Raw genomic sequence first — 24,807 nt, 5'->3', positions numbered from 1 at the left:
AAAAAGGAGAATAACCGTATATAGTTGTTCTCCTGTATCGCTACTGAACTCCATGCCAGCGTACTTGTGCTATTTTTTTTGTGTTAAATAACAGGGTGGTAAAGAGTGATGGAACCTACGCCATGCGGTACTGTGCATTAAGCGTTGGCGGTACGGAACTCTCGCCGGGCTTGATGCCGGAACCGATGCTCACGCGGCGGAATTCCAGCCGTTTTCTTGAATGCCTTGGAAAAAGTGGACATATCCGTGTAGCCGATGGACTGGGCAATGATCGACAAATTGTAAGTCGTTTGCTCCAGCAATCTTTTGGCCTCATCGATCTTGAGGTTTTGCAAATACTTGGCGGGGGAAATCAGGAAGGTGGAGTGGAATTTGCGTGAAAAATGCGCGCGATCCACGCCAACATGCTCGGCAATCTGTTCAATCGTAATGCGGTCACAATAGTGCATATCAATGTAATCTTTCCCCTGTTGTAGCCAATAGTCAGAGCATACATAGTTGCGCAATGTATCCGATGTGTTGCGGGACAGCTCCTCGAAAATCTGGTGCAGTGTAATGAGACGCGCGAGATCGCTGTCACGTCTGCTGCTGTCATTTACAATGGAAAACAAATTCGAGATGAGTCCAATGACTTCCTCACTTACTGCATTGGCCAAAAAAGGCGTACAGGGTTTAATCCCGATTCGCTCCAGCAAAGCAAGGGATTTGGGTCCCTCAAAAGCAATCCATACCTTTTGTAACGGGTTCTCCTGATCCGTGTAGTATTCATGTGCAAGATGCGGGAAAAAGCAGAATAGGTCGGACTTCTGCACATGATATTTCTTTTGCTTATAAATAAACTCAGCCTGACCGTCAAGCACAAAAATTAAATAGAAATAAGGCACAGCCTTGGGGCCGACATGATAGCTGGTCTTGGAAATATCCATACCGAGCCTGACTGGCCATATCGCGCTGGATTTTTCCAGTTCAGTAGCTGTGAAATAATGGTCTTCCACGATGTCGAAGTGATCTTCGTTCTTCACTCTTTTCACAATATGTCACCTCTCCTTTGGTGGAGATAAGGGGATTTTGATTTTATTGTATATAAAGGAATGGACAATTACAAGTTAATTCATTGGAATTTAGGGCTATAAAATTAAAACCATTTCCGGAGGGTGCTGTTTTTTTGTCAATTTGATCACATGCTAAGGAAAGTAGATCACAAATTGACATAGACGCACCGTTTGAAAGCTTGATACTATTAAATGATAATCTCTATGGAATATCTTATTTAGGCTATATTGGATAAGCTTCTAGGCAAAAGGAGGGGCTTCATTGTCTTTATTAGAATACGGATTCGCTACAACAAAAGAGCAAGTGGACAAGCTAAAGCTGATTGGAACCATTGTGGAGCGCCATCACGAGACGGCACGTAAGGCGGACGAAACGAACGAGCTTAACGTAAGCCTGCTTCACGATCTAAAGGAAATCGGGTATCATACGCTCTCCGTTCCCCGCGAATATGGAGGGCAGGGGGCATCCCTGACTGAATTTCTGTTATACCAGGAAAGAATTGCTCAGGTTGACGCTGCGATGGCGTTGGCTTTGGGCTGGCATCATATTATCCTGTTCGGCTTGTCCGAGGATCGTCCTTGGCAGGAGGAACAATACGCCGCGTTATGCCGTGAAGTAGTCGAACGGGGGGCGCTGGTGAACCGTGCCGATTCGGAGATTGGCACTGGAAGCCCGACTCGTGGGGGCAAGCCCCAGACCTTGGCAGAACGGACAGAACAGGGCTTTGTTCTGAATGGGACCAAGGCGTTCACGTCTCTTTCGACCGCGCTGGACTACTTTATCGTGTCTGCCTCGGATACTGAAACCGGAGGCGTATCGGAGTTCCTGATTCCGAAGGAAGCACCGGGGGTATCCATTAACCCGACCTGGAACACGGTGGGAATGCGGGCGACAGCCAGTCATGATCTTGTGCTGAAGGATGTACAGCTTCCCGAGCACGCAAGGGTACACCAGCGGCAGCCATCCCGCAAAAACGCGAAGCCCGGCTTCTTTTTACTCAATATTCCGGCTGTCTATTTGGGGATCGCACTGGCTGCGCGTCAGGAGGCGATTCAATTTGCTTCCAGCTATCAGCCGAACAGCTTGCCGCACCCGATCATCGAATTGCCGCATATCCGGCAAAAACTCGGACAGATCGAGCTGGAGCTGACAGCCGCCCGGCATCTGTTATATGGCGTAGCTGCGCGTTGGCAGCCGAATGCCATGGTGCCTCCCGGGCAGGCGAACCCGGATCTCGGCGCAGCCAAGGTGTTTGCTGTACAAACAGCTTTGTCTGTAGTGGATCTGGCGATGAAAATCGTCGGGGTACACAGCCTGTCGCTGTCCCATCCGCTACAACTGATGTACCGTAATGTGCGCTTCGGTCTGCATAACCCGCCGATGGAGGACGCTGTCCTGAATCAGTTGACGGATCGGGCTATTCGTGAAACATAAAGCGTGATATCCCGTAGGCATGACAAAGGCTCCATGGCTGGTTTGAGACGAGCCGTGGAGCCTTTTAGGTTGTGAGCTATGAGGTCAGCCTATGTTTATACGTTCAGGATTCCTTCTTTTGGAGTAACGTTAAAGGCTTTAGCCAGATCCGCCAATTCCTGATCCGTAATCCGCTGCTGGATATCATGCTGTGCAATGAGCATATAAATTTGCGCCGCTTTTTCAATCGTTTCAATCAGGCCAAACGCTTCATCAATGGAGCTGCCTGTTCCGAAAATACCGTGATGAGGCCATAATACGGCGTGATGATCTTTCATTTTTTTGGCCGTTTCGCGGCCGATTTCGCTGGAGCCCGGTACCATCCAAGGGATTACGCCGATACCGTCTGGGAAGACGACAATACATTCGGTACACATTTCCCACAGTGTTTTGGTGAACTGGTTTTCGTCCAGATTATGAATGAAGGTCATGGCAATGACATGGGTGGCATGATTATGGATCACAACACGATGGTTAGGATCCACCTTCAATCGTTCGATATGGCTCATAAAATGAGACGGCAATTCGCTCGTAGGTACCGCGTCATGCTTGAGGCCCCACAAGACTTCCAATTGCTCGCCATCCTGCGAGACACGAAGGACACCTAAATTGGCTTCCGGATCGGAGATTACGTTTTTAAAATATTTACCTGATCCAGTGACAATAAAATATTTGCCTGCCAGTTCATTCACAGGAAAAGCAGGTTTGATCGTACGAATAACATGATGGATATCAAGATATTTGGCTACCTCTGCTTCATCCAGAATATAACTGACATTCCCTCCGTTACGCTCATCCCAGCCGAATTTCCACATGTTTTGCGTAATTTCCGCCATCTCGCGAACAAATGGGATATCCAGTCCCGATTTTCGTTCTTTTTGATTCTCCAGCACAGTAGTCATGGATGATCTCTCCCTTTGGATGATATAAATATAAATTATCAATGCAGTAGTTACCGTTTCAGCAGTACCTGTTGTTCATAGTTTTTCGCTTCTGCCAGCCATTCTTCACGAACAGGGACACTATTTTGAGCGCAATAGTAATCCCAGATGGCCCCGAACGGATACGATTTAAATTCTTCGACCAGGGCAAGACGAGTGGTAAAGTCCCGTTCCTCTTCCGCCTGCTTCAATGCTTCAATCGGTTCCAGCATAGCGCGGAGCAGCGCTTTGATTGTGTTGCGTGTTCCGATGACCCATGCAGCCACATGATTAATGCTGCCGTCAAAGAAATCAAGGCCGATATGGGTTCGGGAAAGCAAATCTCCGCGAACCAGCTCACGGGCAATGTCGAGTAATTCGTCGTCCATGGTCACCACATGATCGCTGTCCCAACGGACGGGTCTGCTGACATGAAGCAATAATTGATCGGTGAACATCAGCACGGAAGACAGTTTATTCGAAATGACTTCGGTCGGATGGAAGTGGCCGGAATCGAGACAGATGGATTTGCCCCGCGTCAGCGCGTAGCCCATATAGAACTCATGCGAACCGACGACATAGCTTTCCGAACCGATGCCGAACAGCTTGCTTTCAACCGCGTCTATGTTGTATTCTTCACTAATTTCTTCACTGAAAATCTCGTCCAGAGAATCCCGCAGCCGCTCTCTTGGAGCCAAGCGGTCAATCGGGGTATCCTTGTAACCATCCGGCATCCAGTGGTTTGTAACACATGGCTGACCGAGTTCTTTTCCAAAATGCTCTGCAATCCTGCGCGATTTTTTGCAGTGTGTGATCCAGAAGTTGCGAATTTCCGGGTCCTTGTGGCTTAGCGTGAAGCCGTCTTCCGCTTTGGGATGGGAGAACAATGTGGGGTTAAAATCAAGCCCCAGTCCCTGCTGTTTGGCCCAGTCTACCCAGTTCTGAAAATGGCGCGGCTCCAATTGATCCAGATCCACTTGTTCTGTGGTATCCGCATAGATGGCGTGCAGATTGACCTTGTGTTGACCTGGAATGAGCGACAGGGCTTTCTCTAGATCCTGGCGCAATTCATTCGGCGTACCCGCTCTGCCCGGGTAGCTGCCTGTTACAGCAATGCCCCCGCTAAGCTGTTTGTCTTTGAACAGGAAGCCCTGAACATCATCTCCCTGCCAGCAGTGTAATGATATTTTGATCTCTGAAAGCTTCTGTAAAACGTCATCCACCTGAATACCGTGGCGGGCATACAGCTTTTTCGCTTCGTTATAACTGGCTTCAATGGCTTGATTCATGGTTTTACTCCTTTATCGAGATATCTGAATAGAGGACGCTGTTTGCTTCTTGAGACTCTCCCAGCGATCCAGAAGCCCTTCAATCCCACCCACCGTCCTCGGTTGATATAACTGGGTCGGGAAGGATTGGGCAATGACGCTGCCAGCAGCTTGGAGATCGTCAAGAGCGCCGGTGCTGATGAGCTGCACGACGATATTACCGATAGCCGTAGACTCTGAAGGGCCTGCGTGAACCTCAACCCCCAAAAGATCGGCTGTTAGCTGACATAGTAACTCGTTGTTAGCGCCTCCGCCGACAATGTGCAATTGGGTAACCGTTTCGTCTGTTAAACGCTGTAGCTCATGTAAGGCATCCCGGTAGCTCAAGGCCAGGCTGTCGAAAATACAGCGGGCGAGCGAACCCGGAGTTCGGGGAATGGGCTGCCCCGTTTCCTCGCAAAACCGTTGAATTTCAAGGGTCATGCTATCCGGGTTTAAAAATGCGGGCAGGTTGCAGAGAACGAGACTGGCAAACGGCGTTTCTGCCGAAGCCAGTTGGGCCAATTCGGCAAAGCTAAGAGCGGAACCGCCCTCTCTTCTTACCTCCTGAATCATCCATAGGCCCATAATGTTTTTCAGAAAACGATATGTGCCGTAAGCGCCCCACTCATTGGTGTAGTTCGCCTGCATGGCTGCCTTGGTGTTCAAGGCTTGTTGCCGCTCCATACCCAGTAGCGACCACGTTCCGCTGCTAATATAAGCCCACGATTCTTCCCGTCGTAATGGAACACCCGCAACCGCCGAAGCGGTATCATGCGTAGGCACGAGGATGAATTGGCAGTCTGGAAGATCGTACTTCTTAACAAGCTCCGGCAAAATAGTACCTAGCACCTGACCAGGCTCAGCAAGCTCCGAAAATTGATCACGCCGAAGCTGGAGCAGGGACAGCAGGTCCTCATCAAAATCTCGGGCGTTCACATTTAGAAGCTGCATGGTAGATGCGTTCGTCGTTTCATTGACCATGATGCCCGTAAGGCGGTAGTACAGATAATCAGGTACCATCAATATTTTATCCGCCTGGGCAAGCTGTTTCCGATCATGGACGAACAGTTGATACAGCGTATTAAAGTTCAGTTCCTGAATGCCTGTTTTCTCATATACATCTTCCCGGCTAATGAGCTGGTGCAGCTTGTTGGGTGCATGAAGGGTGCGTGCATCCCGGTAAGCGTATATCTCATGAATGCGATGGCCTTCCTTATTAAGCAGTACATAATCTACAGCCCATGTATCGATGCCGATCGTACAGGTATGAATCCCTTTTTGTTTGGCTTTTTGCAGTCCTTTAATAATCTCATCCAACAGATCGTCGACATTCCAGTAATCATGTCCGTCTCTTTCGGTAAAGGAGTTGTTGAACCGATGAAGCTCTTGCAAGTGAAGCAGACCGTCTTGCAGAGTTGCGTGCACGAGCCTTCCGCTTGAAGCTCCAATATCAACAGCAAGATAGTTATCCATAACCAATCTCCTTTTATTTCTTAACTAATTCAATACTACTTCCGTTTATCTTTGTAGTCAACACAAACGGAAATATAATTTATGGTTTTATTTTTGTTTTTCAAATTATAAATAAAATATAATGTTGTTTTGTATGGATTTACGTGTTTCGGTATCTGTTTTCTACAATATATGTACTTTAATTGGAGGAGGAAATTGTTTTGCGATGTTAGAATTATGGAATGTTCTTCAAGTGCTGCTGTCTGTATGAAAAATAGTCTTGAAACCGCCCGCCAGAGGGTGTAGTATACAAGATATCAATTTCATATGACTCGTATAATATTGGGGATATGGCCCAAAAGTTTCTACCGGACGACCACTGTAATCGTCTGACTATGAGTGATAGCGCATCGGCTTCGGATGAAATGCGGGCATTTATTTGTGTGCTCATCCGTCAGGGATTACAACCCCAGGGACAGGCTTCACTTGAGAAACAACTCAAGGGAGCCTGTCCTTTTTTTGGTTTTGGCAGGTTTATTCTATTTTAAAGTAAAGAAGGAGCGATACCCGCATAATGAAAGTTTTGGAGGAGCGTATTCGTCAAGAGGGACAGATTTTATCCGACACGGTATTAAAGGTAGATTCATTTTTGAATCATCAGGTGGATACAGCATTGGCGCTGGAGATTGGCAAGGAGTTCGCACGTCTTTTTGGCAGTGCTCCCATTACGAAGGTGCTTACGATTGAAGCAAGCGGCATTCAGTTTGCCATGGCTACAGCCATTGCATTGGGTGTTCCGTTCATCTACGCGAAGAAAAAGAAGGCAATCACGCTGAACGAGCAGGTATACTTCGCTGAGGTTCACTCGTTTACACGGCAGGAAACCTATCAGGTCAGTATTTCCCAAAAATATCTCGATGCCAGCGACCATGTGCTGATCGTGGATGACTTTCTGGCGACCGGTGCAGCATTGGTCGGACTTACAGATATTGTGAAGGAAGCGGGAGCGGAACTGGCCGGGGTCGGCTGCGTGATCGAAAAGAGCTTTCAGGAAGGCCGTGGACTGCTGGAACAAAGAGGCATTGCCGTACGCTCTCTTGCACGTATCGCTTCCATGGCACCGGGCGAGGTTCATTTTATAGAAGAAGCGGGTGCGGTGATTTCTTCTGTTAAGGAGAATGTGGGATGCTAAGCAAACAAAAGTTATTCGCACTGGGCTTCCAGCATGTGATGGCGATGTACGCCGGAGCGATTGCCGTACCTCTCATTGTAGGGGGAGCATTGCATCTGACACCAGCCCAGATGGCCTATCTGGTGGCTGCCGATTTGTTCACTTGCGGGATTGCTACGTTATTACAGATTATGGGCACGCGGTTTTTCGGCAGTAGATTGCCTGTCATTCTGGGCTGTACGTTTACGGCGGTGGGGCCGATTATTGCGATTGCGTCGACCTCGAATTTGGCGACCGCGTACGGAGCCATTATTTTATCCGGTATATTCGTGGTGCTCGCGGCACCGTTGTATGGCAAGCTGCTACGCTTTTTCCCGACGGTGGTTACGGGTTCGGTGGTTACGATTATCGGCCTGTCCCTCATTCCGGTGGCGATGAATAACGTAGCAGGGGGTCAGGGCAGCGCGGATTTTGGACAGCCGCGTAATTTGCTGCTGGCGTTAGTTACTTTACTGGTTATTTTACTTGTGAATCGGTTAGCAAAGGGTTTTTTGCGCTCGATTTCCGTGCTCATCGGTCTGTTTGCGGGTACCGTGGTCGCTTATGCGATGGGGATGGTACATTTTGCTCCAGTGGCGCAAGCGTCTTGGGTAAGTGTTGCGCAGCCGTTTTATTTTGGTAAGCCTGAGTTTAGCATTATGGCAGTATGTACGATGATTATTGTTAATATTGTCAGCATGGTCGAGTCTACGGGCGTTTATTTGGCAGTAGGCAAGGCGATTGATCAAAAGGTAGAGCAGAAGCAAATCGTCAATGGTCTGCGCTCAGAAGGACTTGCGATTATGCTCGGGGGTATTTTTAATGCGTTTCCTTACACGGCATTCTCGCAAAATGTGGGTCTGATTTCGCTGACACGCGTCAAGTCACGGAACGTTATTTTTGCTGCGGGTGGCATTATGGTTGTTCTTGGTCTGTTGCCCAAACTGGCTGCCTTAACGACAGTGATTCCTAATGCTGTGCTGGGCGGGGCGATGATCGTTATGTTCGGTTCGGTTGCTGCGTCGGGCATGTCTATTTTGTCAGAAGTGGACTTGCGGAAGGAAAGCAATCTGCTGATCGCGGCATGCAGTATTGCGGTGGGCCTCGGCTCTGCCGTGCTGCCCCAAATGTTCGACCAACTGCCGAGCTTTGCCAAAATGCTGCTGCAAAACGGCATCGTATCCGGCTCGATCACGGCGATTGTCTTGAACATCGTTTTAACGAAAAAACAAGCCGAATCGGTCAAAGGTGTGACAGTGTCGGAGGTTCCGCAGAAGGTTTGATAATTAGGATTAAATAAAGACAGCCGGAGAGAGGTCGTAAGCCTCTTTTTCCGGCTTTTTGGCATAGAGTTATTCAGAATGAATTATTTGTTCAGCAGCATGAAGTTATTGATAAAACCCTCTTCCTGTATGAAGATCGGGGTTTGGATTTTCGATGCGAAGTCATAATAGTACACGCCGCGCCCTTCCTCCTGATTTTTCTGGGAGGCGCTTCCTAGATAGTAGATACCCTTGCCGTCCGGGGACATATAGATAAAGCTGCGGGACGAAATGGGTAGCTCTAATTTGGTGCGCTTTCCAGTTGCGATATCGACAAGGCTATACTCGGGGTTGCCGTGATTAATGAAACGGGCAGTGACTAGGAGCAACTGATCATTACTGCTGGACATTGACAAGATTTGCTCGTTCTTTAGTGTGATGACAGGTCGCTCTTGTTTAGTGATGTTATTGATTTCTGTAACCTTGTAGTCTGTTGGCGTTGTAAACGTATTTTTTTTTGATGCAATATCTGACTGTTTATCTTGCTCCTTCTCTGAAAACTGTGTATTGTAAATTGCTTTTTTCGCAGGATTGTAGGCTATGGACCAGGTGTGTTTATCTTGGTTTTCATCGTTCATAAATTGCATTTTATGAGTTGATTTATTGTAGAAAATAGTTTTAAGTGTACGCTCTCCTTTTTTTACAGCAGCTAGAACAAGTGGACCTTCTGGAGTCGTTGGCACTATACGATTAATGGCAAACAAATTTCCGGAAAGTTGCTCGGTTTTTTTTGAATTCAAATCGTACGAAAATAACTGATCTCCCTTATCGTCAACATCAGCAGAGTAGTAAATCTTGTGATCAGGTAATGACACTACAGAAAGTGGATATTGAGAGGTATAAGGAACATCGGCCAGCTTGGTCATTTTTTTGCTGCTCAAATCATACGTCATAACCCGCATAACCATACCTTTATCTGTATTTTTCCCATTCACATATTCAGTATAGGTCATAGATAGATATTGGCCTTGTCCGACCGGAGCTGTTTTTTCACCTGATTGAACTTGTTTGGATGGGACGGATTCTACTGATGGAGCAGAAGTTGGAGAGCAGGCAGACAATAGAGCTGGAACAAGTAAGAAAAATATAAGTAAGCGAAAGTCGCTTGTTTTCAAAGGGATACATCCTTTCTGAAATGAGGGATTTACTAATTGAATATTGGTAATTTAAATAGGGAAAAGGACAGGGCGTAGGCCCTATCCTTTCTTCAATATAAAGATATTAGAATGCATAAAAATATCTCCCAGAAAATGAGAGAGACGAACTCCATGTCAAGCCTAAATCTTGCACGCCAGTTTTCCAAATATCAATAACAGCATCTGGCAGACTCCCATTGTCGGCCTTAGTGAAGTCATGAACATTATTATTGTCAATATTTCTTACAGAGATCTTTGTTCCAAACTCGGGATTATCAATAGCTCCTTTTGTTGCACAGTCGCCTCTTTTTAGTGAATTGGAGTTTTCGCCAGTAGAGTCCGTAAAGTTTGTCCCTCTTCCTGTGCCTTGGACTTGCCGCTCGATGTTCCGGTAATGACGATTTCATTATTATGTGCCCCGTATGTATAAGATCCTGGTGCTTTGCGTGTTCCGCGTGGTAATGCCTGAAGTGAAACATTATTAGTAGTAATCGCATTTTCCTTTTGATCAGGCAAGATAATATCTTTGATATAACCTTCACCATCATAAATTACTTTTAAACCAGGCTGAGGGTCAGGGTTATCAATATGATATACCGGCAGTGATTTGGCTTCTTCTTTGATTTCCTTAATCATTGCTTCTTCTTTTTCTAGCTCAATTTGTTGTTCAGCAGTGAGTGGGGCAATAGCAGCTAGAGATTTTTGTGGTTCAGGAACAGGAGTTCCTTTTTCTACTACAACCATGTTATTGTTCTCATCATATTGGATGATTGTACCCGCTAACATTTGGTCAGGGATTTTTTCTCCTTTCTCAGCATGGGAGATTGCTGGACTAACGATTCCCCACGAGATGAATAACGTTGTAGCCAGAATTGCTTGAGGAAGAAACTTTACCTTCATAACAAATCGCCTCCTTGAAATATTTGTAAATCCATAGATAGCATAAGTGAGCTTACAAAATATGTCAACCTTTTAATGGTATATATGAATATATTTATCTATATTTTGTGTCTGCAAGAGTCCATTAGTCGGATATGTACGACATTTATTGACAGCCTTATGACGGTGGAATTGATAGTTTAGCAAGGGCCAAGAAGCTGAAGGTTTTCCTCAAATGAATATCAGGGGCTTGATAATCTACTAGAAGGGAATTGTTAGAGCTGTAGGAAGGGGTGTATAAAAAATTTCAGAACAAGCAAAAACCCACCGCGTAATTAGGTTAGACGCCTAACGGTGGGTTTCGTTTGCATTAACGTTTAGTTATGCAACGCGCCGTGGTGGTGATCCACAGCCTTTCAATTCCTAAGAGTCTTTGCCGTTGGTAGTGGCGAAAGCTCTTTAAGTATACAGACACGATGGGTATCTCTATACCTAATTTTAGCACGTGAATGGTGTGTACGCAAAGCAAAGCCACAACCTTGATCCCTGCTGTATCATTAAAATTTAAAATATTATGCGACATTTGTTGACAAGCCTGTAACAACAAAATAAGATAGTCCTAAATCGTAATGAAAAAGAATAAAGGAAGAAAACAGGTGTGAGCCGGACTTTCTATCTACAGGGTTTCGTTGAGATCATGTAGATGGCTGTTGTGCGTCCTCACTTAAAAGGGAAGTTCGGTAGATTCCGACACGGACCCGCCACTGTATACAGGCATCAGCAGGGAATTGCTGTAGCTTTCGGAATAGCCACTGGAACTGTGAAGAACCGGGAAGGCCTGAAAGATACGCCTGAAGTCAGGAGACCTGCCTGTTTTAACATCACTGTCAGACCCACGGGATGCTGGGGAGGTGGTTGGGCGTGCTGCTTACGGAATGTCTGAAACCGATCCGATCCCTTCTATGATTAGAGGTGCTTTGAGGTGAGCTTTGGCATTTTATAATGAAAGCATTTCTGACTGCTGATCAGGCGGTCCGGGATGCTTTTTTTTGCGTTAGGTATTTGTGAATGACAAGATAGAGGGGGATAAATAAGATGATAAGCAATTGTAAAAAGCGTTCATGGTCCATATGTACAGGGGTGATGCTGCTACTGGCAGTTATGGCTCTTGCGGGATGCTCCACAACTAATAAGACGGCGGACAGCTCCGACAAGGGCGAAAACACATCCGCACAACAGTCCACAACGGACAAAAAGCTGGTGATGGCGTATACGTGGAAGCCGTCAGGCGTTGACCCGCACGGAGACAATAGCTGGGATGTCATGCGGTCCGGCGCAGGTGAGACACTTGTCCGTTTGAATGAAAAGCTGGAGCCAGTGGCTTGGCTGGCAAAGGAATGGAAGCAGGACAGTCCCACAGTCTGGACATTCAGCTTGCAGGATAAGGTCACTTTTCATGATGGAAAGAGTATGGACGCGGAAAGTGTAAAAGCTTCCCTGCTGCGCTCCATTGAGAAAAGCCATCTGGCGAAGGATTTACTAGACGTAAAGTCAATTGACGTAACTGGGCCGCTGGCGTTGAAAATCACGACAAACCAGCCCAATTCAGCGCTGGTGTCCAATCTGGCTGATCCGTCGACGATTGTGTTGGATGTAGCGTCCATGAAAGATGAGCAGAGCTACCCTGCGATGACAGGTGCTTTTAAAATTAAAGCGTTCAACAAGGATCAGTCCTTGGTCGTAGAGCGTTATGACGAATATTGGGGCGAGAAGGCACGGCTGGCAGCAGCAACGATGAAGTTCATTACGGACGGCAATTCACGCCTGCTGGCGCTGCAATCCGGCGAAGTAGATGTAGCGACCGATATTCCGGTGGATAACGCAGAGGTATTGAAAAAGAACGATAAGCTGCAAGTGCTGTCGGCTCCCTCTTTGCGCACGCATATGATCGTGTATAACATGGAGTCGCCTGTGTTCAAGGATGCCGCGAACCGCAAAGTAGTGGACAGCCTGATACCACGTGCATCCATTGTGAGTGCGATCATGAGAGGCTATGGTACGGAGGCAAGCAGCCCATTTCCAAGCATTCTCCCCTTCGGCAAGGTGGAACGTAAAGCGCTGGACGGAACGCCCGAGCAGCTATTGACGAAGGATGGCTGGAAGAAGGATGCCCAAGGCACATGGACCAAGCAAGGCAAGCCGTTCGAAGTTACATTGCTGACCTTTCCTCAGCGTCCAGAGCTTTCGGTGATGGCTGAGGTGATTCAGAGCCAGCTGTTAAAAGAGGGCATCCAGGTGAAGATCCGCAAGGTGGAAAATATCGACGAGGCACTGACCAAAAACGATTGGGATTTTGCCATGTACAGCGTGCTGACTGCCCATACGGGGGAGCCGCAATATTTTATGGACATGTTTTATTCCTCTAAAAGCGAAGCCAATGTAAGCCGTTATAGTTCCAAACCGCTGGAGAACCTTCTTGGCAGCTTGAAGCTGGCGAAGGATACAGCGCAACGTAATGCTGTGACACTGCAAGCGCTGGATATCATTAATACGGATTTGCCGCAGTCGTTCATTGTTCATCCGGACAATGTATTTGGGGCGAAAAAAGGGGTAAAGGGCTTCACGCCGCATCCGATTGAGTATTACTACATTACGGTGCAATCCGATATTGCGGAATAACGGGCTACATACCCTATGATTCGTTTTATTCTGGAACGCGTGGCGCAACTGGTCATCATTGTGTTTGTTGTATCCACGCTGACGTTTGTGCTGATGAGGCTGGCTCCCGGCGACCCTGCTACCATTCTGCTCACCGCGCATAATGTGCCTGCCTCTGAGGAGGCGTTGACGGCGCTGCGTAAGGAGCTGGGCTTGAGCGAGCCGCTCCATATTCAGTATGTGAACTGGCTGCGGGATGTGTTCACAGGGCATTGGGGCACCTCCTATGTATCCAAGGAGTCGGTGCTAACCGAGCTGTGGAACAGACTGCCCGCTACCGTGGAGCTGGCCTCGGCGGGCTTTGCCGTCATGACGTTGCTGACTCTTGGAATGGGACTGGCCGCCTCGGTAAAATCCAGCGGTTGGCTCGATCGTCTGGGAAGGCTGTTTGCACTGCTCGGATCGTCCATTCCCTCTTTTTGGCTTGGCTTTCTGCTGATTTACCTGTTTTCCGTTCGTTTGGGCTGGCTCCCGTCCATGGGTCGTGAGGATTGGACTCATTTGGTACTGCCAGCGCTGACCCTTGGGGCAGGTTTGGGGGCTGTGCAAGCCCGTGTGCTGCGTGCCCAAATGCTGGAGCTGGGTGACCGGAATTTTGTGAAGGCGGCGAAGGCCCGAGGCTTTTCCCGCAAGCATATTCTGTTTTTTGAGATATTCAGGCATGCGATTTTGCCGATCATCACGCTGTTAGGCACGAATCTGTCATTTATGCTGGCGGGCAATGTCATCGTAGAGACGATTTTTTCATGGCCGGGTTTGGGCAAGTATTTTATAGATGCGATTACGCAGCGGGATTATCCAGTGATACAGGGGTATGTTATTTTTGCTGCATTTTTAATCGTAGGTGTTCAGTGTTTGGTAGATGTGGTCCAGGCGGCTGTAGATCCAAGGTTGCGTTTGCGTTAGGGGAGGAAGTTGAAAATGAAAAACATGCGGCTGTCCTTCAAAGGGAGCATACTGACAGGAGGAGTGCTGCTGGGCCTGATTGTGCTGCTCGGGGTACTGGCTCCATGGGTTGCTCCTCATGATCCTCTTGATGTGGACCTTCTGAACCGTTTGGCACCACCTAGTCGGAAATATCCATTTGGTACGGATCATCTGGGTCGGGATGTACTGTCACGGCTGATTTACGGCATTCGGACAAGCGTACTGATTGCCTGTGCGATTACAGCAGCCACACTCTGCATCAGTTTGCCGATAGGCTTGCTCATTGGCTATGTGCGCGGGCGTGTGGATCAGCTAGTCATGCGGGTCATTGACGGCGTGCTGGCTTTTCCCGATATCATTTTGACGGTGGCGATTGTGGGTATCTTGGGTCCGGGCTTTGTAAACATGACCTTAGCGATTATTGCGGTACGGTGGGCGGGATATGTTCGGTATATTCGCACCCTTGTTCAAAAAGCCTGTCAGGAGGACTATGTCCGATATGCCCGTTTATCCGGTAATTCACATGTACGCGTGCTGAGACGTTATGTATTGCCGCAGGTGCTGCCACAGCTGCTTGTGTATGCAGTCTGGGACATCGGGCGAGTGGTGCTTATGGTTGCCGGACTTTCCTTTCTTGGGCTGGGTGTACAGCCGCCTAAGCCGGAGTGGGGCGTGATGCTGCATGATGCGACGTCGTATTTTCAGGTGGCGCCGCATGTCATGATTTTTCCGGGCTTGGCGATTATGCTGTTTGTGCTTGCGTGCCAGCTTCTGGGAGACCGATTCTCGGAAAAGGGGGCGGCAGAATGAAGGATGGGACAGGACAGATGAAAGGAAATATGGCAGGACGCAAGCCAATGTTGCACGTGGAACATCTGGAGATATGTCGCATAGGCACAGGAGCGGGTACACATATTGGCGCAGCAACAGGTGTGGGCGCGGGTAGAAAACCAGGCGCGAATGGGGAAACAATGCGGATAAGCGGACATCAACCGTTGCTCCGGGATGTCAGCTTTTCCGTGTATCCGGGGGAAATTGTGGCCTTGACCGGGCCGAGCGGATGCGGCAAGAGTCTGACCGCGCACGCAATCTCAGGCATGCTGGAGCCGGGGATCGGCGTTACGCAGGGGCATATGTACTACAACGGGGAGGATATCGTCCCGTTCGATGAACGGCGCTGGCAAAGGCTGCGCCGCGAGGACATTGCCTTGCTCATTCAACAATCGCTGAGCGGGTTGAATCCAATCCGTACCGTCCGCACACAACTGACGGACACGCTCAGACTGCACGGGCGGCGCTGGATGCCACCCGACCAGAAGGGGCATGCGGATGCCGCTCCCTCCCTTGCTGCACCGCAGCAAGCCCTCCCTCAGGGCTTGTTGCCCCAGGTGCGGCAGATGCTGAGCTGGATTGCACAGATGGCCAGAGGCCGCGTTACTCAAGCGCAGGAGGCTTATCTGTGCTCTTTATTGAGGAAGGTCGGGTTTGCAGATCCCGAGCATATTTTGTCCTCATACCCTTTTGAATTAAGCGGAGGGATGTGTCAAAGGGTACTGCTGGCTGCGATGCTAAGCTCCGGTCCGCGCCTTTTTATTGCCGACGAGCCTACCACGGCGCTGGATGTTATCAACCGGGATAAGGTTCTGGCATTGTTCCAACAGTTGAGAGAGGACTTCGATCTCACCATTTTGCTAATTTCTCATGATCGTCAGGGTGTGAGCCGTGTGGCGGATCGTGTACTGGAGATGAGCCCGGAAGGAAGGATGCGCGAATGATACTGGAATTAAAGCAAGTGACCAAAGCCTATCCTGTCCGCAGACGGAGAAAGGGCTGGTCCAAGACGCAGGATACCGAACAGGCTGTGAAGCAGGTGAGTCTGGAGCTGCAACGTGGAGAGTGTCTGGGATTGGTCGGTGAAAGCGGAAGCGGCAAGAGTACGCTGGCAAAATGTATTCTGAGACTGGAACCGTTGACTTCGGGTGAGATTTGGCTGGATGACCAGCCGATTCACACTGGGAGGATAAAGGATATCCATCTGTACAAACGAATTCAGCTAGTCGCGCAGGACTCGTCTTCCTCGCTGCATCCTCGCATGACGATCCGAGATATTTTGGAGGAGCCGATCCGCAACTATTTTCCCGAACGAAAAGCACAAGCACTGAATGTTTGCCTATCCTTGCTGGAATCGGTGGGGCTGACTGCGGACTGTCTGGAGAAATACCCATCGCAGCTAAGCGGCGGACAAAAGCAGCGGGTGTGTATTGCCAGAGCGCTGGCAGTGGAACCGGATATCATCTTGTTCGACGAATCGGTCGCCAATCTGGATACGACAACGCAATCTTCTGTGCTGGACATGCTCAAGAGAGCGCAGGTGGAGCGCCAGCTATCCTATCTTTTTATCACCCATGATCTTCAATCCACGCGTCAGTTTTGTGATCGGATTGCTGTCATGTATCAAGGGGAGATCGTGGAGGTACTCAAGGAATGGGATGAACACCTGTTGCAGCATGAGTACACGCGCACCCTGTTTCAGACGCTGGCGGATTAAACCATAAATTTAATATTATACAAATTTAAAATAAATTAAGAGCATTGCTTGTCGAATGTTGTTGACAAAATTGGATGTGATACCTATTCTAAATATGATTATGATAATCATTATCACGTACATAGAAAAGGGGAATTACATTGATGTCCGTTCGACACCGCAAGACTGCTACCCTTATGTTGGTGGCACTCCTCTTATTATCCGTTATTTTGGGCTGCGCGAAGCAGGAGAACACACCTGCATCCACCTCAACTGACGGAACTGCCAATGAAAAGTCGATCACGCTATCGTGGCCGCGCGACATTGGTACCATGAACCCTCACGTATACAATCCTTCCCAACTTTTTGCACAATCCATGATTTATGAGCCGTTGGTCAGCTACAAGCAAGGAGGCAAGTTGGAGCCAGCTTTGGCTGAATCCTGGACCATTTCCAAGGACGGCAAAATATATACGTTCAAGCTGCGCCAAGGCGTGAAATTTTCAGATGGAACGCCATTTAATGCGGCTATTGTCAAAAAGAACTTTGACGCTGTTATGAAAAATGAGAAAACGCACAGTTGGCTTGGGGTGGTTGGTATTCTCGACAAAACCGAAGCTGTAGATGACAGCACCTTCCGCATGACCCTCAAGGAGCCCTACTATCCGGTGCTTCAGGACTTGTCCGTCGTTCGCCCGTTCCGTTTTCTGGGGGAAGCCGGGTTCCCGGATGATGGAGATACGTCCAAAGGCATCAAGAAACCTGTAGGTACAGGGCCTTGGATGCTGGATGAATACAAGCAAGATGAATATGCAACCTTTAAGCGTAATCCGAATTATTGGGGTACTGCACCGAAAGTGGATAAAATTATCGTAAAAATCATTCCCGATGGCGAAACACGTGTAATGGCCTTTGAGAAAGGCGATCTGGATCTGATTTACGGTGAGGGCGTCATCAGTCTGGATGCTTTCAAGCAGCTTCGCGATACAGATAAGTATGTCACCAAGCTGTCCGAGCCTGTCGGTACAAGAAGCCTGTTGCTCAACTCGTCCAATCCCAAGCTGGCAGACCTTCGAGTACGTCTGGCGCTCCAGCATGGCTTTAACAAGCAGGCGATGGTGGAAGGTGTGACCTCGGGGCTGGAGGAAAAAGCGGATACTGTTTTATCCAAAAACTATCCGTATACGAATGTGGACTTACAGCCTGTTGACTATGATGTGGAAAAATCCAAAGCGCTGCTGGATGAGGCTGGCTGGAAGCTGCCTGCTGGCGGTACGGTGCGGGAGAAGGATGGACAGCAGCTCGATTTTGAGCTGATTTTTGATAAAACTGATCCGATCCAAAAGGCGATGGCCGAAACCATTCAGGCGGAATGGGGAGAACTGGGTGTCAAGGTGAACCTGACCGGGCTGGAGCTGACAGTTCAAATCAAGCGCCTTAGATCCAATCAGTTTGATCTGTACTTCTGGTACAACTATGGTGCGCCTTATGATCCGCATTCCTTTATTAATGTCATTGCCAAGAAGAGCTTCGGGATTTCCGAGGTACTGAGCGCTCTTCCGATGAAGAAGGATCTGGATCAGCAAGTACACGAAGCGCTCTCATCGACAGACGAAACCAAGCGTCAAGAGCTGTATGCTTCGATTCTGAAAACCCTTCAGGAGCAATCTGCCATTGTGCCTATTTCGTATATTAAGAAAACCGCAGTATATCAGAAAAAGATTACCGATTTTGTATTCCCGGCCAATCGGGATGAAAATCCGTTTGAGGGAATTGAAATCGGGAAGTAGTTGAAACCGAAGGGTAACGGTAGTTTACAAGATAGGAGGACAACTCATGATCAGCTATATCGGGAAGCGAATGGTAGCGGTCATTCCTATTGTTCTCTTTGCCACCCTCGTTACCTTTGCACTCATTCATATTTCACCGGTTGATCCGGCCGAGGCCTATTTGACGGCTGCTCATATTTATCCTACTCCGGAAATCCTAGAGCAGAAAAGACATGAATTCGGGCTGGATCGGCCTTTGCTGACGCAGTATATGCATACACTTCAAAGAATCAGTCGGCTGGACTTTGGTACTTCGTATCTGACCAACAAGCCGGTGTGGGACGAGGTTAAGGTTCGGCTGCCTGCCACTCTTGAATTGGCTCTGAGCAGTATGGTGCTATCTATCGTGGTGAGTGTTCCGCTGGGCGTACTGTCGGCGATGCGTAAAAATGGCTGGATCGACATGCTCAGTCGAGGGATTTCATATTTTGGAGCGTCTATTCCCCAATTCTGGCTGGGATATCTGTTGATCTTCTTTTTCTCCGTTCGGCTGGACTGGCTGCCTGTAGAGGGCAGGGGAACGTGGCAGCATCTGGTGCTGCCTACGTTGACCCTGTCGCTGGTTCTGATTGCTCTATATACGCGCCTGCTGCGTTCCAGTGTATTGGAGCAGCTTCAGGAAACGTATGTCCAGTATGCGAGAACCAGAGGAATTCGTGAGCGGGTGATTATGCTCAAGCATGTGCTCAAAATTGCCATTGCCCCGCTGATTACTGGTATGGGCATGAATCTGGGCAAGCTGCTGACCGGAACGATTATTGTCGAGCAGGTATTTTCATGGCCCGGGTTTGGCCGTTACTTTGTGGAAGCGATATTTAACCGGGATATTCCCGTCATACAATGCTATGTGTTTTTGGCGGCATGCCTGTTCATCGTATGCAATTTGCTCGTTGATCTGGTGCATTTGTATATGGACCCCCGAATTTCATCGAAGGGACGAGCAGAGCAGTGATGATAAGGTTGCGTACAATGTTCAAGGGTCAAAAGGTGATCGTGGTCTGTTCTATAGTGCTAGTGGTTCTTTTTATCATTATGGCGCTGGCCCCGTGGCTGGCTCCCCATGATCCGGTTAAAGTCAATTTACTGCACAAGCTGGAAGGACCTTCAAAAGAATATTGGCTGGGAACCGATCATTTGGGTCGGTGTAATCTGTCCCGGCTGCTGTATGGAGCACGGATTTCGCTTGGCTTTGCGACATTAATTTTCCTGTCCTCTCTTAGCATTGGTGTCGTGATTGGATCGGTTGCAGGTTATTTGGGCGGCTGGGTCGATAGTGTGCTGATGCGGTTTTGCGAAGGGATTATGGCGTTTCCGAATCTGGTGCTGGTGCTGGGTATTGTAGGTATTTTTGGGCCGGGCCTCATGCAGGTGCTGCTTGCCTTAATGATGGTGCAGTGGGTGTATTATGCCAGAATGTGCCGCAATATGGTCGTCAGTCTGAAAGAACGGAATTTTATAGCTGCTGCAAGGATTAGCGGGTCCTCCTCAGGGGCCATTATCCGGCGGCATATCATTCCGAATGTGCTGCGGCCGATTGTGGTCATTGGTACGCTGGAGATGGGCTGGGCGATCATGGATATTTCCGCGTTGTCATTCCTCGGTCTGGGCATCCAACCGCCGACTCCTGAATGGGGAGCGATGATTCATGAGGGAACGGGATACATTCGCAGTCATCCGGAATTAATGATCTATCCGGGCGTCATGATTCTGGTGGTGGTGATGGCCTTCAATCTATTGGGAGAAGCGCTGTCCGACCGATACGGAATTGCCAAACGTCAGTAAAACAGGAGTGAGAACAACGATGGATGACGGGGCGAAGTCGAAGGTGCTGGAGGTCAGCGACTTGCAGGTGAAGCTCAAAACCGATGCAGGGACGGTGTCTCTGCTGGAGCCGATCCATTTTGAGCTGAAAAAGGGACAGGTTCTGGGTCTTGTCGGCGAGAGTGGAAGCGGCAAAACGGTGACCTGTAACGCGCTGCTCCAGTTGCTGGATCGCCAGACGATGGACGTGGAAGGCAGTGTCCGTCTGAACGGGCGCGAGCTGAACGGCATGGCAGCCGAGGAGATGCGGCGTATTCGCGGCAAGGAAATCGCGTTTATTATGCAAAATCCGATGAGCGCTTTTACGCCAGTGTATACGATCGGGGCTCAGTTTATGGAAACGATCCGTACGCACACCGGATTAACCAAACGACAGGCCCGTGATCTTGCCATAACGGCTTTGGAAAAGATGAATCTGCCCGAACCGGCCAAGCTGATGAAGCGTTATTCGTTTCAGTTGAGCGGGGGAATGCTGCAACGGGTCATGATCGCTATTTCCATGTGCCTGCGACCAGCGGTAGTTATTGCAGATGAACCGACGACAGCGCTTGATGTGGTTAATCAGCTACAGGTGCTAAGAGAGCTGGATCGCTTGCGTACAGAGTACGATACTTCCATTTTGCTGATCTCGCATGATCTCGGCATCATTTCGCAAATGGCGGATGAAGTGGCCGTCATGCAGCGGGGACGTATCGTCGAGCAGGCGGAGGTCCATCAGTTGTTCGATCAGCCACAGCATGAATATACGAAAATGCTGCTGCATGCCAGGCCCAAGTTGTCCCTCCGGGGCATAAATCAGGTAGGCGGCTAGTCACCTGGTGGACGGTTACACTTTCAAAAGGGGAGCGAATACGCGTGCTACAAGTGAAGAAAGTAACTCATAGCTATGGAAGGCGCAAATGGTTGGGCTGCTCCGAACCACGCCCCCCTGTGCTGACTGACGTGTCGCTTACTATAGAGAGCGGATTTTGTCTGGGCTTGCTTGGAACCAGCGGAGCGGGGAAAAGCACGCTGGGCAAGGTCATTCTGGGGCTGGAGAAACCGCAGGAGGGTCAGGTGCTGTTCCAGGGGCAGGACATCTATCATGGAAGTCCCCAAGTCCGCAGGGGACTGCGACGGGATATGCAGGTCGTATTTCAGGACTGCTATTCGGCTGTAAATCCCCGGATGACCGCCGGGCAGATTATCGGGGAGCCTCTGGACAATTACGAACGGTTATCGGTGCAGGAGCACAAGAAGACGGTCGAAAATCTGCTGGAACGTGTCGGTCTCAAGCCGGAGGATCGGCATAAATATCCGCATCAATTCAGCGGTGGACAACTGCAGCGGATTAACATTGCACGGGCGATTGCGCTCAAACCCAAGCTCATTGTGCTGGATGAGTCGGTCAGCAGCCTGGATATGGTTCACCAGACACACATTTTATCCCTGCTGGGAGAGCTGAAAACCTCGTTTGGATTGTCGTATCTGTTCATCACGCATGATATTCGGGCGGCTTACGAGGTCTGTGACGGCATTGCTGTGATGGAGCAGGGGAGATTGATCGAGCGTTGTGACGAGAAGGACCGGATTTTTGAATCGGCGCATCCGGTTGTGCAACGGCTGATCTCGTCCATTTTGCCGGAACATCCGGCAGACCGTCTTTCACTTCATGAATGAGATTTGACCCGCAAGGGTCCTTTTTTTTTTGTGCAACATATGGATAAGTAATTGAAATCAAATTTACCTGTTGTATTATTTGAATAACCCGCTATAATATAAAATCATACTAAATCACTTGGATTAAGAAGGGATATCACATATGAAGAAATCTGCTTTTGTTGCAGCGATTGGCCTATCTCTCGTGTTATTGACCGGAGCCTTGAGCGGGTGTTCCTCGAAGGAAGCAGCATCGGGGGATAAGGTTATTTATGTGGGCACACAAAATGACTACCCGCCGTTCGCTTTTACGAATGATAAAAATGAACTGACCGGGTACGATGTGGAAGTGGTCAAGGAGATTGACAAGAAGCTGGACGGCTACAAGTTTGAGTTTGTACCTTCCGGCTGGGACGGAATTTTCCTGGCGCTGGAATCGAACAAGATTCAGGTCGTAGCGGATGAAATCGCCAAAAATCCCGAGCGTGAGCAAAAATATTTGTTCTCGGATGAATCCTACTTTCAGGCGCAATCTGTCATTGTTGTGAAAAAAGGCAGAACGGATATACACTCTCTCAAGGATTTGGAAGGCAAGAAGGTAGCTGCTTCCGTAGGGGATTCCTACACTCAATTACTGGAACAGTACAATGCGAAGAACGGCAACAAAATTATTTTGAAATACAATGACACGGGCACTTCATCCGACAACCTTCAGGACGTGCAAAATGGCCGGGTGGACGCTTATGTGAATGATCCAGTCATGACGGCTGCTACGATCAAGAAGGAAGGCTTGCAGGTCGAAGCGATAGGTGATCCTGTGCAAACGGATGGTATCAATCTGGTGTTCAAAAAGGATAAGCAGGGCGAAGAGCTGAAAGCGAAAATCGACCCGATTATTAAAGAGCTTAAAACGGACGGAACGCTGAAAAAGCTGTCTGAACAATGGACAGGCGGGGAATATATCCCGCAGTAACAACAATGTAATGGGTAAAGTGAGGTTCCTATGGAAAAGCTGTTTGACCTTGATTATATGCTGAAAAGCCTTCCCCGGATCGTGGAGTATCTCCCCGTTACGCTATGGATTGCATTTTTGTCCATGCTGCTGGGTTCGATCATCGGGTTGGGGACGGCCTTAATTCGGATATACAAGGTGCCTGTATTGGCGCAATTGTCTACGTTGTATGTCTCGTACATTCGGGGAACGCCGCTTATCGTGCAGTTATTTCTCGTATATTATGGAATACCCAAGTTTTTATATTATTTTCAGAGCGAATATGGTTTCCTGCAGCAATTAAATATCTACGTGATTCCACCTGAGATTTTCGCACTGTTGTCATTTTCGTTGAACCTCGGGGGGTATCTGTCGGAGACGTTCCGAGCGGCGATTAATTCGGTGGATCGGGGGCAATTTGAGGCTGCCAATTCCATCGGTATGAGCCAAACACAGATTATGCTTAAAATTGTGCTGCCACAGGCGCTAACGATGGCTTTGCCCAATTTGGGGAACACGCTGATCAGTACGGTAAAGGATACGTCTTTTATCTTTATGATTGGTGTCGTCGATATGATGGGACAGGCCAAAATTATGGGCGCGCGGGCGCTGGCCTTTTTTGAAGTATACGTTGCGGTGTCTCTGATCTACTGGCTGGTGTGCATTATTATTGAACGCGGGCTTGTTGTGCTGGAGAAGCGTATTCGAATTTACGAAAGAAGTGAGTAAGAGCATGATTCAACTTCATCAAATTCATAAGCATTTTGGACAGCATCATGTGTTGAAGGGAATAGACCTGACCGTAGGCAAGGGAGAAGTCGTGGTTATTCTGGGGCCAAGCGGATCGGGCAAGTCCACATTGCTGCGTAGCATCAATTTTTTGGAGCAGCCGACCAGCGGTATCATTGAGATCGACGGTGTGAAGGTGGATGCCGCTAAGGCGGGGAAAAAGGACATTCTCGGACTTCGTACGGCAACGGCGATGGTATTCCAACAATATCAATTGTTCAAAAACCTGAATGCCCTCCACAATGTCATGATCGGCCTGACCAGTGTCAAAAAGCTGGACCGCAAGCAGGCGAGGGAGATCAGTGAAGGCATTCTGGAAAAGGTCGGGTTGAAGGATCGCATGACCTACTACCCTGCCCAGCTTTCGGGTGGACAGCAGCAGCGTGTGGCAATTGCCCGCGCCTTGGCGCTGAATCCGCAAGTGCTGCTATTTGACGAACCGACGTCCTCACTCGACCCCGAGCTGGTGGATGAAGTGCTGTCGGTCATTCAAAAGGTAGCGAGTGAAGGCAATACGATGATTATCGTCACGCATGAGCTTGGCTTTGCGAGGGATGTCGCGGATCGGGTCGTGCTGATGGAGCATGGTGTGATCGTGGAGCAAGGCCCGGTGGAGCAGTTTTTCACCAATCCGAAGGAAGAACGGACACGGCAGTTCCTGGGCAAAGCGTTGGTACAGAGAGCGCCACAGGAGCAACCCGTATCTCCGTAAAATACGTGGAACGGGGTACAACAAGGTTCACCTCCATATGCAGTACCAGTGAAGACACCTTAAATGGTGTCTTTTTTCATTTCAGTGGCTGTTTTGGGCT

General features: G+C 48.8%; 22 protein-coding genes and 2 riboswitches. Of the genes, 16 read left to right on the top strand and 6 right to left on the bottom strand.

Translation table 11 applies throughout. The annotated features are described in order from the left end of the window. Window positions 1–137 precede the first annotated feature (137 nt). On the bottom strand, window positions 138–1,034 hold the full coding sequence (locus ACWXW9_RS04270; RefSeq protein WP_494928521.1) for a helix-turn-helix domain-containing protein: 897 nt from the start codon (window positions 1,032–1,034) through the stop codon (window positions 138–140). A 280-nt stretch (window positions 1,035–1,314) separates the two neighbouring features. Here ACWXW9_RS04270 and ACWXW9_RS04265 point away from each other — a divergent pair, with 280 nt between their 5' ends. Beyond that, on the top strand, window positions 1,315–2,487 hold the full coding sequence (locus tag ACWXW9_RS04265) for an acyl-CoA dehydrogenase family protein (protein WP_494928416.1): 1,173 nt from the start codon (window positions 1,315–1,317) through the stop codon (window positions 2,485–2,487). Between the two features lie 95 nt (window positions 2,488–2,582). Here ACWXW9_RS04265 and rhaD read toward each other — a convergent pair whose 3' ends face one another. From rhaD to rhaB, 3 genes are read right to left on the bottom strand one after another with little or no spacing between them, the layout of a single operon-like run. Next, complete coding sequence (gene rhaD / locus ACWXW9_RS04260) at window positions 2,583–3,428, bottom strand: rhamnulose-1-phosphate aldolase (protein ID WP_494928415.1); 846 nt, start codon at window positions 3,426–3,428, stop codon at window positions 2,583–2,585. 50 nt (window positions 3,429–3,478) lie between these two features. After that, on the bottom strand, window positions 3,479–4,735 hold the full coding sequence (gene rhaA, locus ACWXW9_RS04255) for an L-rhamnose isomerase (protein ID WP_494928414.1): 1,257 nt from the start codon (window positions 4,733–4,735) through the stop codon (window positions 3,479–3,481). 12 nt (window positions 4,736–4,747) lie between these two features. Beyond that, window positions 4,748–6,229, bottom strand: coding sequence for a rhamnulokinase (gene rhaB / locus ACWXW9_RS04250; protein WP_494928413.1), 1,482 nt, complete (start codon window positions 6,227–6,229; stop codon window positions 4,748–4,750). Window positions 6,230–6,520: 291 nt separating this feature from the next. Next, a riboswitch (purine riboswitch) is annotated at window positions 6,521–6,624 on the top strand. Window positions 6,625–6,782: 158 nt separating this feature from the next. On the opposite strand from rhaB, the gene ACWXW9_RS04245 reads away from it, so the two are divergent. Then, window positions 6,783–7,400: a xanthine phosphoribosyltransferase gene (locus ACWXW9_RS04245; protein ID WP_494928412.1), complete on the top strand. Its 618-nt coding sequence runs from the start codon at window positions 6,783–6,785 to the stop codon at window positions 7,398–7,400. Beyond that, window positions 7,394–8,701 (top strand): nucleobase:cation symporter-2 family protein, encoded by a 1,308-nt coding sequence (locus ACWXW9_RS04240; protein ID WP_025686240.1) that lies wholly within the window; start codon window positions 7,394–7,396, stop codon window positions 8,699–8,701. The genes ACWXW9_RS04245 and ACWXW9_RS04240 overlap by 7 nt, the downstream gene beginning before the upstream one ends. Window positions 8,702–8,784: 83 nt before the next feature. Here the strand turns inward: ACWXW9_RS04240 and ACWXW9_RS04235 are convergent, their stop codons facing one another. Both ACWXW9_RS04235 and ACWXW9_RS04230 read right to left on the bottom strand, forming a co-directional pair. Then, the gene (locus ACWXW9_RS04235; RefSeq protein ID WP_494928411.1) at window positions 8,785–9,855 is read right to left on the bottom strand and encodes a hypothetical protein; all 1,071 of its coding nucleotides are present in this window, start codon (window positions 9,853–9,855) and stop codon (window positions 8,785–8,787) included. Window positions 9,856–10,185: 330 nt separating this feature from the next. Next, a complete protein-coding gene (locus ACWXW9_RS04230; protein WP_494928410.1) occupies window positions 10,186–10,776 on the bottom strand; it encodes a hypothetical protein in 591 nt (196 codons plus the stop codon). A gap of 666 nt (window positions 10,777–11,442) precedes the next feature. Continuing rightward, window positions 11,443–11,643: riboswitch (cobalamin riboswitch) on the top strand. Between the two features lie 207 nt (window positions 11,644–11,850). On the opposite strand from ACWXW9_RS04230, the gene ACWXW9_RS04225 reads away from it, so the two are divergent. From ACWXW9_RS04225 to ACWXW9_RS04165, 13 genes are all read left to right on the top strand, one after another. Beyond that, entirely contained in the window at window positions 11,851–13,434 is a 1,584-nt protein-coding gene (locus ACWXW9_RS04225) for an ABC transporter substrate-binding protein (protein ID WP_494928409.1), read from the top strand. 15 nt (window positions 13,435–13,449) lie between these two features. Next, window positions 13,450–14,379 carry a nickel ABC transporter permease gene (nikB, locus tag ACWXW9_RS04220; protein WP_494928408.1) on the top strand — a complete coding sequence of 310 codons (930 nt, stop codon included), beginning with the start codon at window positions 13,450–13,452 and terminating at the stop codon, window positions 14,377–14,379. 15 nt (window positions 14,380–14,394) lie between these two features. After that, on the top strand, window positions 14,395–15,210 hold the full coding sequence (gene nikC / locus ACWXW9_RS04215) for a nickel transporter permease (protein ID WP_494928407.1): 816 nt from the start codon (window positions 14,395–14,397) through the stop codon (window positions 15,208–15,210). After that, entirely contained in the window at window positions 15,207–16,175 is a 969-nt protein-coding gene (locus tag ACWXW9_RS04210; protein ID WP_494928406.1) for an ATP-binding cassette domain-containing protein, read from the top strand. The genes nikC (ACWXW9_RS04215) and ACWXW9_RS04210 overlap by 4 nt, the downstream gene beginning before the upstream one ends. Then, complete coding sequence (locus ACWXW9_RS04205) at window positions 16,172–16,948, top strand: ABC transporter ATP-binding protein (protein WP_494928405.1); 777 nt, start codon at window positions 16,172–16,174, stop codon at window positions 16,946–16,948. Before ACWXW9_RS04210 ends, ACWXW9_RS04205 begins: the two co-directional genes overlap by 4 nt. Window positions 16,949–17,091: 143 nt before the next feature. Further along, the gene (gene nikA / locus ACWXW9_RS04200; RefSeq protein WP_494928404.1) at window positions 17,092–18,717 is read left to right on the top strand and encodes a nickel ABC transporter substrate-binding protein; all 1,626 of its coding nucleotides are present in this window, start codon (window positions 17,092–17,094) and stop codon (window positions 18,715–18,717) included. Window positions 18,718–18,763: 46 nt separating this feature from the next. Continuing rightward, complete coding sequence (nikB, locus tag ACWXW9_RS04195) at window positions 18,764–19,708, top strand: nickel ABC transporter permease subunit NikB (protein WP_494928403.1); 945 nt, start codon at window positions 18,764–18,766, stop codon at window positions 19,706–19,708. Next, the gene (gene nikC, locus ACWXW9_RS04190) at window positions 19,708–20,538 is read left to right on the top strand and encodes a nickel ABC transporter permease subunit NikC (RefSeq protein WP_149094415.1); all 831 of its coding nucleotides are present in this window, start codon (window positions 19,708–19,710) and stop codon (window positions 20,536–20,538) included. The genes nikB (ACWXW9_RS04195) and nikC (ACWXW9_RS04190) overlap by 1 nt, the downstream gene beginning before the upstream one ends. 19 nt (window positions 20,539–20,557) lie before the next feature. Next, complete coding sequence (gene nikD, locus ACWXW9_RS04185; protein ID WP_494928520.1) at window positions 20,558–21,388, top strand: nickel import ATP-binding protein NikD; 831 nt, start codon at window positions 20,558–20,560, stop codon at window positions 21,386–21,388. Between the two features lie 38 nt (window positions 21,389–21,426). Further along, complete coding sequence (gene nikE, locus ACWXW9_RS04180; protein WP_494928519.1) at window positions 21,427–22,236, top strand: nickel import ATP-binding protein NikE; 810 nt, start codon at window positions 21,427–21,429, stop codon at window positions 22,234–22,236. Between the two features lie 142 nt (window positions 22,237–22,378). Continuing rightward, window positions 22,379–23,188: a transporter substrate-binding domain-containing protein gene (locus ACWXW9_RS04175; RefSeq protein WP_494928402.1), complete on the top strand. Its 810-nt coding sequence runs from the start codon at window positions 22,379–22,381 to the stop codon at window positions 23,186–23,188. Between the two features lie 30 nt (window positions 23,189–23,218). After that, window positions 23,219–23,935: an amino acid ABC transporter permease gene (locus tag ACWXW9_RS04170; protein ID WP_494928401.1), complete on the top strand. Its 717-nt coding sequence runs from the start codon at window positions 23,219–23,221 to the stop codon at window positions 23,933–23,935. A 4-nt stretch (window positions 23,936–23,939) separates the two neighbouring features. Further along, window positions 23,940–24,707 carry an amino acid ABC transporter ATP-binding protein gene (locus ACWXW9_RS04165; protein WP_494928400.1) on the top strand — a complete coding sequence of 256 codons (768 nt, stop codon included), beginning with the start codon at window positions 23,940–23,942 and terminating at the stop codon, window positions 24,705–24,707. The last annotated feature ends 100 nt before the right edge of the window (window positions 24,708–24,807 follow it).

The organism is Paenibacillus sp. LT-B23, from assembly GCF_059417685.1.
Note: the sequence above shows the minus strand (reverse complement) of the source record. Positions and strands in the feature narration are given on the sequence as shown.

Bases quoted from the DNA above. Each gene is read 5' to 3' on its own strand.
- rhaD (WP_494928415.1), bottom strand. From the start codon at position 3,428: ATGACTACTGTGCTGGAGAATCAAAAAGAACGAAAATCGGGACTGGAT.
- rhaA (WP_494928414.1), bottom strand. From the start codon at position 4,735: ATGAATCAAGCCATTGAAGCCAGTTATAACGAAGCGAAAAAGCTGTAT.
- rhaB (WP_494928413.1), bottom strand. From the start codon at position 6,229: ATGGATAACTATCTTGCTGTTGATATTGGAGCTTCAAGCGGAAGGCTC.
- ACWXW9_RS04245 (WP_494928412.1), top strand. From the start codon at position 6,783: ATGAAAGTTTTGGAGGAGCGTATTCGTCAAGAGGGACAGATTTTATCC.
- ACWXW9_RS04240 (WP_025686240.1), top strand. From the start codon at position 7,394: ATGCTAAGCAAACAAAAGTTATTCGCACTGGGCTTCCAGCATGTGATG.
- ACWXW9_RS04230 (WP_494928410.1), bottom strand. From the start codon at position 10,776: ATGAAGGTAAAGTTTCTTCCTCAAGCAATTCTGGCTACAACGTTATTC.
- ACWXW9_RS04225 (WP_494928409.1), top strand. From the start codon at position 11,851: ATGATAAGCAATTGTAAAAAGCGTTCATGGTCCATATGTACAGGGGTG.
- nikB (WP_494928408.1), top strand. From the start codon at position 13,450: ATGATTCGTTTTATTCTGGAACGCGTGGCGCAACTGGTCATCATTGTG.
- nikC (WP_494928407.1), top strand. From the start codon at position 14,395: ATGAAAAACATGCGGCTGTCCTTCAAAGGGAGCATACTGACAGGAGGA.
- ACWXW9_RS04210 (WP_494928406.1), top strand. From the start codon at position 15,207: ATGAAGGATGGGACAGGACAGATGAAAGGAAATATGGCAGGACGCAAG.
- ACWXW9_RS04205 (WP_494928405.1), top strand. From the start codon at position 16,172: ATGATACTGGAATTAAAGCAAGTGACCAAAGCCTATCCTGTCCGCAGA.
- nikA (WP_494928404.1), top strand. From the start codon at position 17,092: ATGTCCGTTCGACACCGCAAGACTGCTACCCTTATGTTGGTGGCACTC.
- nikB (WP_494928403.1), top strand. From the start codon at position 18,764: ATGATCAGCTATATCGGGAAGCGAATGGTAGCGGTCATTCCTATTGTT.
- nikC (WP_149094415.1), top strand. From the start codon at position 19,708: ATGATAAGGTTGCGTACAATGTTCAAGGGTCAAAAGGTGATCGTGGTC.
- nikD (WP_494928520.1), top strand. From the start codon at position 20,558: ATGGATGACGGGGCGAAGTCGAAGGTGCTGGAGGTCAGCGACTTGCAG.
- ACWXW9_RS04175 (WP_494928402.1), top strand. From the start codon at position 22,379: ATGAAGAAATCTGCTTTTGTTGCAGCGATTGGCCTATCTCTCGTGTTA.
- ACWXW9_RS04170 (WP_494928401.1), top strand. From the start codon at position 23,219: ATGGAAAAGCTGTTTGACCTTGATTATATGCTGAAAAGCCTTCCCCGG.
- ACWXW9_RS04165 (WP_494928400.1), top strand. From the start codon at position 23,940: ATGATTCAACTTCATCAAATTCATAAGCATTTTGGACAGCATCATGTG.